The 13,893-nt window shown below is 72.3% G+C and carries 10 protein-coding genes; 5 read left to right on the forward strand and 5 right to left on the reverse strand.

Annotation, left to right across the window (positions count from 1 at the left end):
* The first annotated feature begins 60 nt into the window (after positions 1-60).
* Positions 61-822, forward strand: a complete 762-nt coding sequence (locus OHA58_RS06755; RefSeq protein ID WP_383749211.1) for a hypothetical protein — start codon at positions 61-63, stop codon at positions 820-822.
* Between the two features lie 41 nt (positions 823-863).
* Here the strand turns inward: OHA58_RS06755 and OHA58_RS06760 are convergent, their stop codons facing one another.
* Positions 864-1,640, reverse strand: coding sequence for a GntR family transcriptional regulator (locus OHA58_RS06760; RefSeq protein ID WP_405477367.1), 777 nt, complete (start codon positions 1,638-1,640; stop codon positions 864-866).
* A gap of 141 nt (positions 1,641-1,781) precedes the next feature.
* Here OHA58_RS06760 and OHA58_RS06765 point away from each other — a divergent pair, with 141 nt between their 5' ends.
* Both OHA58_RS06765 and OHA58_RS06770 read left to right on the forward strand, forming a co-directional pair.
* The gene (locus OHA58_RS06765; RefSeq protein WP_405477369.1) at positions 1,782-2,627 is read left to right on the forward strand and encodes a (2Fe-2S)-binding protein; all 846 of its coding nucleotides are present in this window, start codon (positions 1,782-1,784) and stop codon (positions 2,625-2,627) included.
* Positions 2,628-2,843: 216 nt separating this feature from the next.
* Complete coding sequence (locus OHA58_RS06770; protein ID WP_405477371.1) at positions 2,844-3,923, forward strand: DUF2637 domain-containing protein; 1,080 nt, start codon at positions 2,844-2,846, stop codon at positions 3,921-3,923.
* A gap of 61 nt (positions 3,924-3,984) precedes the next feature.
* Here OHA58_RS06770 and OHA58_RS06775 read toward each other — a convergent pair whose 3' ends face one another.
* The 4 genes from OHA58_RS06775 to OHA58_RS06790 form a co-directional block, all read right to left on the reverse strand.
* The gene (locus OHA58_RS06775; RefSeq protein WP_405477373.1) at positions 3,985-4,512 is read right to left on the reverse strand and encodes an ATP-binding protein; all 528 of its coding nucleotides are present in this window, start codon (positions 4,510-4,512) and stop codon (positions 3,985-3,987) included.
* 159 nt (positions 4,513-4,671) lie between these two features.
* Complete coding sequence (locus OHA58_RS06780; protein ID WP_405477375.1) at positions 4,672-6,417, reverse strand: pyruvate dehydrogenase; 1,746 nt, start codon at positions 6,415-6,417, stop codon at positions 4,672-4,674.
* Positions 6,418-6,513: 96 nt separating this feature from the next.
* Positions 6,514-8,067 (reverse strand): protein phosphatase 2C domain-containing protein, encoded by a 1,554-nt coding sequence (locus OHA58_RS06785; protein WP_405477377.1) that lies wholly within the window; start codon positions 8,065-8,067, stop codon positions 6,514-6,516.
* 165 nt (positions 8,068-8,232) lie between these two features.
* Entirely contained in the window at positions 8,233-11,979 is a 3,747-nt protein-coding gene (locus OHA58_RS06790; protein ID WP_405477379.1) for a S8 family peptidase, read from the reverse strand.
* Positions 11,980-12,177: 198 nt separating this feature from the next.
* On the opposite strand from OHA58_RS06790, the gene OHA58_RS06795 reads away from it, so the two are divergent.
* Positions 12,178-13,203 (forward strand): winged helix-turn-helix transcriptional regulator, encoded by a 1,026-nt coding sequence (locus OHA58_RS06795; protein ID WP_405477381.1) that lies wholly within the window; start codon positions 12,178-12,180, stop codon positions 13,201-13,203.
* A gap of 85 nt (positions 13,204-13,288) precedes the next feature.
* The gene (locus OHA58_RS06800; RefSeq protein WP_227298044.1) at positions 13,289-13,771 is read left to right on the forward strand and encodes a DUF456 domain-containing protein; all 483 of its coding nucleotides are present in this window, start codon (positions 13,289-13,291) and stop codon (positions 13,769-13,771) included.
* Positions 13,772-13,893: the final 122 nt, after the last annotated feature.

Below are 13,893 nucleotides of genomic sequence, written 5' to 3' on the forward strand. Positions count from 1 at the left end.
GCGCGCACGACAGCTCGGCTCAATGGTGTGCTCGGGGAGGGCAACGTGGCGCATACCGCCATGTCTGGTTCCGGAACGACTGCAGGGGACGATCCACTCCAGACCGCGGTATGGCGGCTGCGCTCGCGCGCCTGCTGGACCGACGCGGCCGCGCTGCTCGAGCGGCTCGCCGCGACGGACGCGCGGGCCGCGCTCCAGCGGGCCGCGCTGCTCGGGGAGCGCTGCCTTTACACCGAGCAGGGCTGGGCCGCCGCGGAGGACGCGCTGCGCGCCGCCGAGGCCCTGGCCCACGACGACGGCGAACGCGGCGCCGCGGCCTGCGAGCGCGGCCAACTCGCTTACTCGGCAACGCTGTTGGGGGTACGTGACCGGGCCGACGAGGCGCGCTCCGCGCTCGGCAGGGCCGCCGCGCTGCTCCCGCCCGGCGCCCCGGGGCGCGCCCTGCTCGACTTCCGGCGCGGCCTGATGGCGGAGAACCTGTCCGACTCGCCGCAGGCGGCCAGGGCCGCGTACCGCAGGGCCCACGCGGGTGCGACGGCGCACCCCGATCCGCTGCTGCTCTCCTTCACCTGGCGCCATCTGGCCGGACTCGCCCTGCGCGACGGGGAGTTGGCGGAGGCGCGGCACGGTTTCGCCGAGTCGCTGCGCATCCGTGAGGAGCTCGGCTACCTGGTCGGCACGGCCCCCGCGCTCGCGTCCCTGGCGGAGGCGGAGCCCGATCCGGAGGCGGCGGCGCGGCTGCGCGCGGAGGCGTCCCGCCTGTTCCGCCTCCTGGGCGGCGTCCCGACGTGGCTGGCGGAGCACTTGCCGACGGCGGCCTGACGGTCCGGGGGCCTGACGATCCGGGGAGCCTGCTGGAGGCCCTAGTCCGCCGCCCCGGCGAAGTGCTCCCGCACCAGCGCCTGCACCACCGTGAGGTCCTGGGCCTCCAGTGCCGCGAGGAGTGCCATGTGTTCCGCGGCGTCGGCCACCAGGTCGGCGCGGCGGGACAGCGGTCCGCCGCCGGGCAGGGGCCACTGCGAGCGGCGGTGCAGGTCGTCGGCGACCTGGACGAGCTGTTCGTTGCCGCTCAGGGCGAGCATCGCGCGGTGGAAGGCGCGGTCCGTCTCCGCGTAGTGCGCGCGGTCACCGCCGGCGGCCGCGACGGCCGTCGCGTCGGCCAGGGGCCGCAGCTCGGCCCAGCGCGCCACCGGCACCGTACGGGCGAGCCGCAGCACCACGGGCACCTCGATCAGCGCCCGCACCTCGGCCAGCTCGGCGAGCTCGCGGGCGCTGCGCTCGGTGACGCGGAAGCCGCGGTTCGGCACGACCTCGACGGCGCCTTCGCGGGCCAGCTGCTGCATCGCCTCCCGCACGGGCGTCGCCGAGACGCCGAGGCCGTCCCCGAGGGCAGGCGCGGAGTAGACCTCGCCGGGCACGAGCTCGCCGTCGACGAGCGCGGTGCGCAGCGCGTCGAGCACCTGCCCGCGCACGGAGGTCCGCTCGACGCGGGGGCGTGGCGGCAGCGGCGTCTCGCTGTGGGTGTGCTCGCCCCGGGTCTGCTCCGGCACCTGGTGCCAGCCGACGGTGCCCCGCTGCTCGGGAACGCCCGCGGGCAGCCCTGAGGCGGCGCTGTCGGCGCGCGTTCTGGCCTGCTCCACCCAGGTCCTCCCCGGTCGTCGGTAATCCGCGGAATTCGTCCAACGCAGAACCATAGGCCGCTGGGCCCTCAGTTCAAACCCCCGACCGTTCGGGTAAGGTAAGGCTTACCTGCAAACGATCGCGATTCGGTGGTCCCCTGCATGCCTTTTCCCGCATCGGCCCCCGTGGCCACCAGCGCGCTCACGCCCGCGTACACCCGGCTGACTGAGGTGTTCGCGGGTCTGCGGATCACGGAGCTCGCCGAGACCGAGCAGCCCCCTCAGGGCAGCGGCTGGGTCACCGCCGCCCGGCTCGCGGAGGGCGGACCCGCCCTCGACGCGTTCCTCGCGTGGGACAACGCGCAGGTGCTCAAGGACTACGGGCAGCAGGCCCGCCCGGACGTCGTCGCCAGCTTCGGCCTGCACCGCTACGCCTGGCCCGCCTGCCTGCTGGTCACGGTGCCGTGGTTCCTGGACCGCCGCGTCCCGCGCTTGCCCGTGACGAACGTCGCCTTCCAGCGCACGCTGGGACGGATGGCCGTACGCGTCACCGACTTCGCCTGCCTGCCGGGCGACCCGGCCGCCGCACTGCCCGGCGCCCACGTCGTGCCGGACGAGGAGGCACTGCGGGCCGAGGTGCGCGCGGCCGTCGCCGACCACCTGGGTCCGGTGCTCACCGGATTCGGACCGCGGATGCGGCGCGGCCCGCGCGCCCTGTGGGGCATGGCGACGGACGAGATCGTCGAGGGCCTCTGGTACATCGCCCATCTGCTCGGCGAGGAGCGCCGGGCGATGCAGGAGCTCGAACTGCTGCTGCCCGGCACGACGAAGCCGTACGTCGGCCAGCCCGCGTTCCGTGAACTCACCGGCCCCGAGGGGCAGTCGCTGCCGACCCGCGACCGGGCGAGCTGCTGCCTCTTCTACACGCTGCGCCCCGAGGACACCTGTGTGACGTGCCCCCGCACCTGCGACGCGGACCGTGTGGCGAGGCTGAGCGCAACCGCCTGAACGCGACGACGGCAACCCCCTCGCCATGAACCACCCTTTCGGGTGACGCGATTCGAACTCAACTTCCCTCATTCTCAAGAGAGTTCGAGCGCATGCCCGCTTCGTACGCCCCCTCGCACTCCAATGGCGTTCTCTTGTCCCGAAACTCCTTGCGCACCGGTGACCTTGAGCCAATATGGCGGCCGAAAAGCCCTACCGCGACGCAAGGGACCCCAGATGAGACTGACCGACATATCGCTGGACTGGCTGCTTCCCGGCGCCGTGCTGCTCCTGGGCCTGCTGGCGGCGGTGGCGGTCCTCGCGCGCAGCAAGCGCGCCGGGGAGAGGGCCGCCGCATCGTCCGACGACTCGTGGGAGCGCAGCGAGGAACGCCGCAGGCGCAAGGAGGCCGTCTACGGCACCGCGTCCTACCTGCTGCTGTTCTGCTGTGCCGCCGTGGCCGCCGCACTCTCCTTCCACGGGCTTGTCGGCTTCGGCCAGCAGAACCTGAACCTGTCCGGGGGCTGGGAGTACCTCGTCCCGTTCGGCCTCGACGGCGCGGCCATGTTCTGCTCCGTACTCGCGGTGCGCGAGGCGAGCCACGGCGACGCGGCGCTCGGCTCCCGGATACTCGTGTGGACCTTCGCGGGCGCCGCCGCCTGGTTCAACTGGGTGCACGCGCCGCGCGGCATCAGCCACGCGGGCGCCCCGCACTTCTTCGCCGGCATGTCACTGTCGGCCGCGGTCCTCTTCGACCGCGCGCTGAAGCAGACGCGCCGCGCGGCCCTGCGTGAACAGGGCCTGGTGCCACGGCCGTTGCCGCAGATCCGGATCGTGCGGTGGCTGCGCGCGCCCCGCGAGACGTACGGCGCCTGGTCGCTGATGCTGCTCGAGGGTGTGCGCACCCTGGACGAGGCGGTGGACGAGGTGCGGGAGGACAAGCGCGAGAAGGAGCAGACCCGGCTGCGCAGGCGCGAGCACGAGAAGCTGGAGCGGGCCCAGCTCAAGGCGATCAGCCGGGGCCACCCCACGCTCGGCGGGCGCGGAGGGCGCCAGGTGGACGTACAGACCGCCGTTTCCGCGGGGGCCGGCGCGGGGCAGGTGGGCGCGGAGCCTGCCATATCGGAGGACCCGCCGCCCTCACCCCAGGAACAGCTCCCGCTGCGCGCGCGTCCCTCCCTCCAGGCCGTCAGAGGCGGCCCTGAAGCCGGCAGACCCGTCACGGTCGACCTCACGGCGGAGGACGACACCCAGGCCCTGCCGCGGCTCGACTCACTGGAGCAGAAGCTCAAGGACCTCGAGCAGCAATTCGGCTAGGGGGCGTCCGAAGGGAGTTCGGCCGGGCGGGCGTGCCGTTCCGGGCGGCGGTCCCGCGGTGTCACGCGGGGCCGCCGTCCAGTTCGAACCAGACCACCTTGCCCACGCCCAGTGCCCGTACGCCCCAGGCGTCCGCGAGGGACTGCACCAGGACGAGGCCCCGGCCGTTCGTACCGTCGTCGGCGACCGGTACGCGCAGCCTCGGCCTGCGCCCCACGAAGTCCCTGACCTCCACCCGGAGCCGCTTCGGCCCGACGGTGGCCGTGAGGACGGCGTCGTGGTCGGTGTGCACCAGGGCGTTCGTCACCAGTTCACTGGTGAGCAGCTCCGCGGTCTCCGACCTCTCCGGCGGGCCCCACTCGTCCAGGAGTTCGCGCAGTGCGCGCCTCGCCTCGGGCACCGCCCGCAGATCGGACCGCCCCAGCCTGCGCCTCAGCAGCGCGCCTCCGCCGTCATCCGTCGTGCCGTCATCCGTCGTGCTGTCGTCCGTCGTGCCGTCGTTCGCCGCCCCGTCGCTCCCTGGCGCTTCCTCCGTTGGGGAGCGTCCGGCCACCGTGGTGGGAACACGCCCTCGTACCAGCCGTTTCATGACCCCCGCCCGCACGCCGATGACCTTGACCCTTCTCCTGCGACCACGCTCGAACGCGTACACGGGAATGCATGCCCCGCACGCATGTCCGCACTCCTGTGGATTCATCCACCAACGAACTCGTGGCCCGACGGCCGGGAACCCGGCCGACTCCTGCGGCTACGGGCGCGGCACGTTGCGGATGTTGGAGCGGGCCATCTGCACCATGCGGCCGACGCCGCCGTCCAGGACGATCTTGGAGGCGGAGAGCGCGAAGCCCGTCACCATCTCGGCGCTGATCCTGGGCGGGATCGACAGGGCGTTGGGGTCGGTGACGATGTCGACGAGGGCGGGGCCCTTGTGCTTGAAAGCGTCCTTGAGTGCCCCGGCCAGCTGTTTCGGCTTCTCCACGCGCACCCCGTACGCGCCGCACGCGCGGGCGACGGCCGCGAAGTCGGGGTTCTTGTTCGTCGTCCCGTACGACGGGAGCCCGGCCACGAGCATCTCCAACTCGACCATTCCGAGGGAGGAGTTGTTGAAGAGGACGACCTTGACCGGCAGGTCGTACTGGACGAGGGTCAGGAAGTCGCCCATCAGCATGGAGAACCCGCCGTCGCCCGACATCGAGACGACCTGGCGGTTCCGGTCGACGAACTGGGCGCCGATCGCCATCGGCAGCGCGTTGGCCATGGAGCCGTGCGAGAACGAACCGATCACGCGCCGACGGCCGTTGGGCGAGATGTAGCGCGCCGCCCACACGTTGCACATGCCCGTGTCGACCGTGAACACGGCGTCGTCGGCGGCGAGTTCGTCCAGCACTGAGGCGACGTACTCGGGGTGGATCGGGACGTGCTTCTCGACCTTCTTCGTGTACGCCTTGATGACGCCTTCGAGGGTGTCCGCGTGCTTCTTCAGCATCTTGTCGAGGAAGCGCCGGTTCGTCTTCTGCTGCACGCGCGGGATCAGACAGCGCAGCGTCTCGCGCACGTCGCCCCACACGGCGAGGTCCAGCTTCGAGCGCCGGCCGAGGTGCTCGGGCCTGACGTCGACCTGGACGATCTTCACGTCCTTCTGCGGCAGGAACGCGTTGTACGGGAAGTCCGTGCCGAGCAGGATGAGCAGATCGCACTCGTGCGTCGCCTCGTACGCGGCGCCGTACCCGAGCAGCCCGCTCATGCCGACGTCGAACGGGTTGTCGTACTGAATCCATTCCTTGCCGCGCAGGGCGTGCCCGACCGGTGACTTGATCTTCTCGGCGAAGTCCATGACCTCGGCGTGCGCGCCCGCGGTGCCGCTGCCGCAGAAGAGGGTGACCTTGGCGGCGTCGTCGATCATCTCGACGAGCCGGTCGATCTCGGTGTCGCCGGGGCGGATGGTCGGCCGGGACGTGACGATCGCCGTCTCGACCGACTTCTCGGGGGCGGGCCGGTCGGCGACGTCGCCGGGCAGCGTGACGACGCTGACGCCCGACTGGCCGACCGCGTGCTGGATCGCCGTCTGCAGGACGCGCGGCATCTGCTGCGGGTCGGAGATCATCTCGCTGTAGTGCGAGCACTCCTGGAAGAGCCGGTCGGGGTGGGTCTCCTGGAAGTAGCCGAGACCGATCTCGCTCGACGGGATGTGCGAGGCGAGGGCGAGGACCGGGGCCATGGAGCGGTGGGCGTCGTAGAGCCCGTTGATGAGGTGCAGATTGCCGGGCCCGCAGGAGCCGGCGCAGGACGTCATCTTCCCGGTGATCTGCGCCTCCGCCCCGGCGGCGAATGCTGCGGTCTCCTCGTGCCGTACGTGGATCCAGTCGATCGCGGAGTTGCGGCGGATCGCGTCAACGACCGGGTTCAGGCTGTCGCCGACGACGCCGTACATACGCTTGACGCCCGCGCGGACGAGGATGTCGACGAACTGCTCGGCGACGTTCTGCTTGGCCATGACTCACGCGCCCCTTCACGAACCGGCAACTCCGGAGACTCTGGTCACTCCGGACACACTGGACACTTGGTTCCCATGAATTCACAGCGGGCGCGGTTACGCCTCCCAAACGGCGGCGGCCGTGCGGTCGTCCGCGTACCCCTTGACCCGTACCTGGGTGTCCGCGAGGAACGCGGTGAGGCCGGGCGGGCCGCTCCCGTCCCAGCGGCGCGTGAGGTGCCCGGACAGCTCCGGCTCGCCGCGCAGGGGCTCGGCGAGGCCCGCTGTGCACAGCAGGAGCGTGTCACCCGGGCGGGCGACGGAGGCGCGGAAGCGGAACGGGTCGCGGGGCTGCTCGGGCGCCGGCTCGTAGGGGCTCGGGGGCGTGGTGATCCCGAGATCCATGGTCAGGCGGTCGCCGTCGGGGGTCTGCGGCGGCGGCGAACCGTAGCCGACGACGGGGGCGCCCGACGCCTCGGAGACCTGCGGCTCGATGTCCTGCCACTCGCCGTCGCGCAGCCGGAACAGGCCGCCCCCGCCGACGCCGAAGAACACGCGGGTGCGGCAGCCGGGGTCGGCGGGCAGCAGGAGGCAGCGCAGGCTCGCCGTGTACTCCTCCGGTTCGAGGCCCTGCTCGGCGGCGCTCGCCCTGAGTCTGCCGAGGCTGCGGTCGGTCAGGCGGTGAAGGCCCGACTTGAGGTCGCCCCGGTGGGCGGCGCGGATGTCCTCGGCGAGCCTCGCGTGACTGCGGCCGACGGCGCGGCCGATCCAGTCGCAGGCCTCGGCCGCCGCGCGGTGCGCTCCGGGGGCGGCGCGGGCGCCGGTGGCCATGGCGACCAGGATGAGGGCGCCGGGTCCCGTGCCGAACCGGGCGGTGAGCAGACAGTCGCGGCGGGGCTCGCCCCGGTAGCGCGCGGAGTCGCCGCGCACCGACACCGCGCGCAGGGTGGAGGTCCCGTACCTGGCGCCGTCCAGGACGGTGTCGGCGACGAGGTCGTCGAGGGTGTCGGGGTCGGCGGGCGGGAGCGCGGTGGGTTCGGCGTCGTACGTGGGCGGGCCGTCGCCCACGTAGGGGACGACGGGGGGTTCGGGGCGGGCCTCGGGCTCTTCGGCGACGACCGCGCCCTGGCCGGGGCCGGCGTCAGGAGCCGCGTCGGGGGCGTGCGCATCGGCGTCGGGCGCGCGGAGGTCCGGCGCGGCGGCGGGAGGGGGCGGTGCCGGCCGGTGGCCGGGCGGCGGTGGCCCGGGCGGAAAACTCTGGGGGCGCCCCGGAGCGTGTGCCGGGGGTTCCCACGGGGCGCGCGGGGCGCCCGGATCCGGCGGCCGGTCCATGGGCCGGGCGGGCGAGGCAGGTGGCGGCGACGTTGGCGGCACCCTCCGCTGCTCCGGGACCGGCGCCCGCCCGGTGACCTGCTCCGGGACCGGCGCCCGCTCCGTGACCTGCTCGGGCACCGGCCCGGGGACCTGCTCAGGCACCGGTTCCGGGACCTGCTCCTCACCCCTGTCGGATCCTGGTGGCGAGACCGTCCCCGACGCCGAGGCGAAGCGGTCGTCGAGGGTGTCCGGGGCCGGGGTCGGGCCCGTGTCGTCGGTGGATTCGTCGTACAACTGCCCCCACCAGTCGTCGCCTTGACCGTGTCGGCCGGAGTTCCTCTCCCCCTGCTGGCTCATGCCCTTATTGTCCACCGCACGGGCCTTACGAAAACGGGACACTCGAAAACGACCAGAAATGGCCCCAAATGACCCGGCTTGAAGCGAAACTTGAAGCGAAAAAGGTCCGCCGGGCGACCCCACCCCCCACGGGAAGGACGCCCGGCGGACCGGCTCGTTCGGTGATCAGCGCACGTCGTAGGCGCGCGTCACCGTCTGCGTGACCGAGTTCCCCTTGGAGTCGGTCAGTTCGGCCTTGAGCGTGACCGGCTTGCCTGAGGCGCCCGCGTGGTTCACGGTCGCGCTCCACTTGCCGCCGCGCTCGGCCGTCTTCGCCTCGGTCCAGGTCGCGCCGTCGTCGTACGAGTACGCGAGGGACACCTCGGTGAGGTCACCGGGCGTGTAGCCGGCGTGCCCGGTCGCGGTCAGGCCGATCTGCTGGCCGTCCTGCGCTGCGAGGGTCTTGAGACCGTCATCGGGCAGGGTCAGGTGCGGGAAGAGCAGCGGGATGCCCTGCGAGTAGACGTTCTCCTCGAGGTGCGAGCGGAACGACCACGTGGTGAGGGTCCCGGTGGAGCGCTTCCAGACCTTGGAGCCGATCTTGTGGGTTTCCAGGCTGAGTTCGTACGCGGAGTCGTCGGCCGGGACGGTGAACACTCCGGACGGCCAGCCGCTGGAGCCGATCAGCTCGCCGTCACGCTTGAGCGACATTCCGCCGATGTCACCGAAACTGCCCTGGACTCCCTGGTGTTCGGTGTCTCCCCAGAAGCCGGGCGCGACACCGATGAGGTTGCCCTGGCGCTCCGCGGCGAGCACCTGCTGTCCGCTGTCGTCGAGCGGGCTCGTCGGCGCGAGGACGCCGCCGTACCACTCCTCGGTGCGCTGCTCGCCCTTCTTGTACGTCCGCACGGGGTCGATCATGAACTCGCCCCACGGGAAGCTGCTGGAGACCTGGTGGCCCCAGCCGGTCGTGCCCGCCGAGTAGTACTCGGTGCGCTGCGAGGGCGCGGCGACGGTGTCGAGGCCGCCGCTGTACGCGACGAGACCGGAGGGCCGGGCGGCGGAGGGCAGGTCGAGGTAGTCGGTGGCCGTGCCCATCGCGCGGTAGGTGGCCTTGTTCGCGGCGAGGTCCTTGTCACGGACCCGGTAGGTGCGGTCCGAGCCGATCGGGCCGGACTCCGGGAAGGCCAGGTTGTAGAGGTACGGGCTCTTCGCCGTGGCCTTCCAGCGCAGCGTGACCTCGTCGGAGCCGAGCTTGCCGAGCAGGGCCGTGGCCTCGTCGGTGGGCAGGCCGAGGACGGGCAGGGCGCCGCCCACATAGCCGGTGGACGGGTACCAGCGGCCCGCTGCCTCGCGGTAGCCGATGACCGCGACGGCCCCGGCGGCCTTGGCGTTCGACGCGACCGTGGAGGCGGCGCCGGTGTCCGGCAGCTTCACGAGCGCGATCTTGCCCTTGACCCCGGCGGCCGTGAGTTCCTCGGGCGTGCCGGTCTTGGCGTCGACGATCTGCGCCTGTCCGGTGCCGTCCAGGTTCGTGGAGCTGGCGTTGGCAGTCACCGGGTGCAGCATCTGCCCGCCGACGACAGCGAGTTCGGAGATCTGCGGGGCCGCCGCGCGCCAGAAGCTGTCGAACTCGAAGGTGCCGTCCGTGGCGCGGCCCTCGACGTCGGCGTAGTAGCCCTCGATAGTCCGGGTGCCCGCCGCGGTGCCGGCGTGCACCCAGGTGTCGTCCCAGCTGCGGGCGAACCCGAGGGTGGCGCCGCGCGACTCGGAGGCCCGGTCGGTCTTCACCGTGAGCCGGCTCGCCTTGCGGGCGTCGAGGACGACGGTGGTGTCCTTCTTCACCTCGAGCTGCGGACGGGCCAGGTAGGAGAGAGAGCTGAGGAGATCGCCCTCGGACTCGGGGGTGGCGACGAAGCTGGAGAGGAAATAGCGGCCCGGACGCACCCGGTACGTCTGGTCGGTCGCGCCCTCGTTGAAGCGGCGCTCGCCGCTGGCGTCGTCGGTGCCGATCAGGTCGACGGAGGACTGGGCGCCGGCGGGCTTGCCGGAGCGGTCGACGAGCTTGACGCGCAGGGTGACCGTCTCGGGCTGCACGTACAGCGAGAAGGGCGTGGAGACGCTGACGCCGTCGGCGGTCGCGAGGACGCGGCCGGTGACGTCGCCGTACTGGGCCGCCTTGAGCGAGGCCGTGGGGTCGAGCTTGAGGGTGACCTTGACGGTCGCGCCCTCGGGGACGGTGACCGTGCGCTCGCCGAGCTTGGCGACCGAGGAGCGGACCGCTGAGCCGTCATTACCGGTGACGCCCTTGACGTCCAAGCTCAACCGCAGCGGCTTGTCCGTGGTGTTGGTGTACGGCACGTCGACGGTGGTCCGGTCGCTGCTGCCCTGCGGCCAGTTGAAGCTGCCGCCCTGGACGGCGCTCGCGCCGAGCACCTTCTCGTCGGTCGCGGCCTTCACGTCGAGGCGGCCGCCACCGGTCTCGCGCACGTCGCCCGGGATGTCCGCGTCCGCGGAGGACACGAGGGCCGACTTGATCTGCTGGGCGCTCCAGTCGGGGTGGCGCTGCTTGACGATGGCGGCGGCGCCCGCGACGTGCGGGGTCGCCATCGACGTACCGCTCATGGACTGGTACGCGTAGACGCCCCGGCCGCCCGCGGCGGCGGCCGAGATGGCGACGCCGGGGGCGGTGATCTCGGGCTTGAGGGTGTGCGAGCCGTAGGCCGGGCCGCGGCTGGAGAAGTTCGCGGTGGAGTCGTCGCGGTCGACGGCGCCGACGGTCAGGACGCTCGGGGCGCAGCCGGGTGAGGACACGGTGTTGTTGCCGGGGCCGGTGTTGCCCGCCGCGATGACGAAGAGGGTGTTCTTCGAGGACTGCGCGAGTTCTTCGGTGGCGGTGGCCATCGGGTCGGTGCAGTCGGTCTGCGCGGGGTTGCCGAGGCTCATGGAGACGACGTCGGCGCCCTGGTCGACGGCCCACTGCATACCGGCGATGATCCACGAAGTGGCGCCGGAGCCCGAGTCGTTGAGGACCTTGCCGTTGAGGAGCGTGGTGCCGGGGGCGACGCCGCGCTGCTTGCCGTCGCTCGCCGCGCCGGTCCCGCCGACGGTGGACGTGGTGTGGGTGCCGTGGCCCTGGTGGTCGGTCGTGTCGGGCGAGTCGGTGAAGTTCTTCGACTCGGCGACGCGCCCCTTGAGGTCGGGGTGGTCGGTGTCGACACCGGTATCGAGGACGGCGACCTTGGTGCCCTTGCCGTCGTAGCCGGCGGCCCACGCCTCGGGGGCGTGCACCTGCTTCGTCGACTGGTCGAGGGATGCCTGCACCTTCTCGTCGAGCCAGAGCTTCTTGAGGGAACCGGCGGCGCGGGAGCGGGTGTTGGTGACGTCCGCCCAGAAGTCGGCGGCCATCTTCTTGTCGGCCTTCAGCGCCACGCCGTCGACGGGGTCGAGCACGAGGCCGCGCTCGGCACCGCGCGGGGCGGCGGGAGCGCTGCGGGCGACGTCGACGGACTTGTCGTAGACCGCGATGAGCGGCAGCGTCTTGCTGTGCGCGTCGTCGTAGCCCTGGCGGACGAGGCCCGTGACGTTGAAGAGCTCCTCGTCGACGCGGCCGTCGGCGATCGCCGCGACGGCGCCCGCGGGGTAGACGTAGAGGTCCTGGCCCGACGTCCGCGTCTGTACGAGCGGGGCGGTGCCGTCCTCGCCGGGGAGCGCGGTCGCCGCGCTGTGGCCCGAGCCGTCCTTGGTCACCAGGATCCGGTCGCCCGTGACGAGGGTGACGACGGAACCCGCCCCCTCCTTCGCGGCCGCCTCGCTGCCGACCAACGGTCTCCTGTCGTCCCCCCGCGGCTCGGCCACGGTCGGCAAGGCCGCGGTGACGGCCAGGACGACGGCGGTCGCCGCCACCGAGGCTGTACGCGATATCGCGCGCATCGCTCTCCCTCTCCCCAGGTGAAAGCGCAGGTGAATACGGCGCAAAGGCCGTATTCCCGGCGGATGTTGGTGCTGCGGTGGCGCCACATTGGCAGAGAGAGCGGTGGTACGGGGAAGATGGGGCGCGGCGGGTTTGTGCCGTGGCCGTTTCCCGCCACGGTGCCGCCGGAACCGAGGCTCGGGGAGGGGCATCGCCGCATGCTGGGTGCGATAGGTCTGGACGAGATGCACGAGAGCGCCTACCGCGCGCTCGTGTCGCTGGGCGCGGCCGACGTGCCCGATCTCGCGGGGCGGCTCGCCCTCGCCGAGTACGAGACCGAGCACGCGCTGCGCAGGCTGGAGCGGCACGGGCTCGCGGCGCAGTCGTCCGCGCGGCCGGGGCGCTGGGTGGCGGCCCCGCCGGGCGTCGCGCTCGGCGCGCTCCTGACGCAGCAGCGGCATGAGCTGGAGAAGGCGGAGCTGGCGGCGGCGCTGCTCGCGGAGGAGTACCGGGCGCAGGCCGCCGAGCCGGCCGTGCACGATCTGGTCGAGGTGGTCACGGGCGCGGCGGCCGTCGCCCAGCGGTTCCTCCAGCTTCAGCTGGGCGCGACGGACGAGGTGTGCGCGCTGGTCACCGGCAATCCGATCGCCGTCTCGGGCATGGACAACGAGGCGGAGGAGCAGGCCACCAGCCGGGGCGTCGCCTACCGGGTCGTGGTGGAGCGCGAGGTGCTCTCGATGCCGACGGGGCTGACCGAGCTGTCGGCCGCGATCGGGCGGGACGAGCAGGTACGGGTCGTGGACCGGGTGCCGACGAAGCTGGTGATCGCCGACGGGGCGCTCGCGATGGTGCCGCTGACCTCACGCGCGGCGGAGCCCGCGGCGCTCGTCGTGCACGCGAGCGGGCTCCTGGAGTCGCTGTCCGGACTGTTCGAGGCGGTCTGGCGGGACGCGCTGCCGCTGCGGCTCGGCGAGAGCAGCCGCGCCATCACCGAGCAGGAGCCGGACGGCCCGGACGGCACGGACCTGGAGATCCTCTCCCTTCTCCTGGCAGGACTCACGGACGCGAGCGTCGCCAAGCAGCTCGACCTGGGGCTTCGCACGGTCCAGCGCAGGGTGAAGCGCCTGATGGAACTGGGCGGTGTGACGACACGGCTCCAGCTGGGCTGGCACGCGTACGAGCGGGGCTGGGTGTCTCGGGACGTGCCGGCACAGCCGCGCGGGGAGCACGTCGCGGAGGGCTGAGTTCCGCGGCCGGAAGCCGTCGGTGGTGGCGGAGCGTGAAGCTCTGCGATCTGCGGGTTCCGTCGTTGTCCGGCACTCTTGGCAGATGGGCGTGTGGGAACTCCTGCTGGTGGGAGTGGTGATGCTGCTCGGCCTGTGCGGGGTGCTCGTGCCCGGGGTGCCCGGGTCGTGGCTCGTGTGGGCCGCGGTCCTCGTGTGGTCGCTCCAGGACCCGAACGGGCTGGCCTGGGGTGTTCTGGTCGGCGCCACCGCCGTCCTGCTCGCCGCCCAGGTGCTTCGCTGGCAGCTCCCGCAGCGCCGGCTGCGCGAGAGCGGGGCCACGCGCCGCACCGCGATATGGGCGGGGACCGGAGCCCTCGTCGGTTTCTGCGTGATCCCGGTGATCGGATCGATCCCGGGGTTCATCGGAGGTATCTACCTCTGCGAGCGCCTGCGGCTCGGCCGGCACGGCGACGCCGTCGCCTCGACCCGGACCGCGATGCGCGCCGGCGGCTCCAGCGTCCTGGCCGAACTCTTCGCCTGCCTGCTCATCGTGGGCGCCTGGATCGGGGCCGTGATCTGGGGCTAGGCGCTCCGGTTCATGTACGCGTACAGCATCCACATAGTGCGAGTTACATCGGATCTCTCCCGACATATTGACGGGCTCTCGTCACATCTCTAGCTTGCCGCAGGGGATAGCTCCGATGAATC

This window comes from Streptomyces sp. NBC_00009, from assembly GCF_045040855.1.
Taxonomy (GTDB): Bacteria; Actinomycetota; Actinomycetes; order Streptomycetales; family Streptomycetaceae; genus Streptomyces; species Streptomyces aureus.

Bases quoted from the DNA above. Each gene is read 5' to 3' on its own strand.
- OHA58_RS06755 (WP_383749211.1), top strand. From the start codon at position 61: ATGTCTGGTTCCGGAACGACTGCAGGGGACGATCCACTCCAGACCGCG.
- OHA58_RS06765 (WP_405477369.1), top strand. From the start codon at position 1,782: ATGCCTTTTCCCGCATCGGCCCCCGTGGCCACCAGCGCGCTCACGCCC.
- OHA58_RS06770 (WP_405477371.1), top strand. From the start codon at position 2,844: ATGAGACTGACCGACATATCGCTGGACTGGCTGCTTCCCGGCGCCGTG.
- OHA58_RS06775 (WP_405477373.1), bottom strand. From the start codon at position 4,512: ATGAAACGGCTGGTACGAGGGCGTGTTCCCACCACGGTGGCCGGACGC.
- OHA58_RS06780 (WP_405477375.1), bottom strand. From the start codon at position 6,417: ATGGCCAAGCAGAACGTCGCCGAGCAGTTCGTCGACATCCTCGTCCGC.
- OHA58_RS06785 (WP_405477377.1), bottom strand. From the start codon at position 8,067: ATGAGCCAGCAGGGGGAGAGGAACTCCGGCCGACACGGTCAAGGCGAC.
- OHA58_RS06790 (WP_405477379.1), bottom strand. From the start codon at position 11,979: ATGCGCGCGATATCGCGTACAGCCTCGGTGGCGGCGACCGCCGTCGTC.
- OHA58_RS06795 (WP_405477381.1), top strand. From the start codon at position 12,178: ATGCTGGGTGCGATAGGTCTGGACGAGATGCACGAGAGCGCCTACCGC.
- OHA58_RS06800 (WP_227298044.1), top strand. From the start codon at position 13,289: ATGGGCGTGTGGGAACTCCTGCTGGTGGGAGTGGTGATGCTGCTCGGC.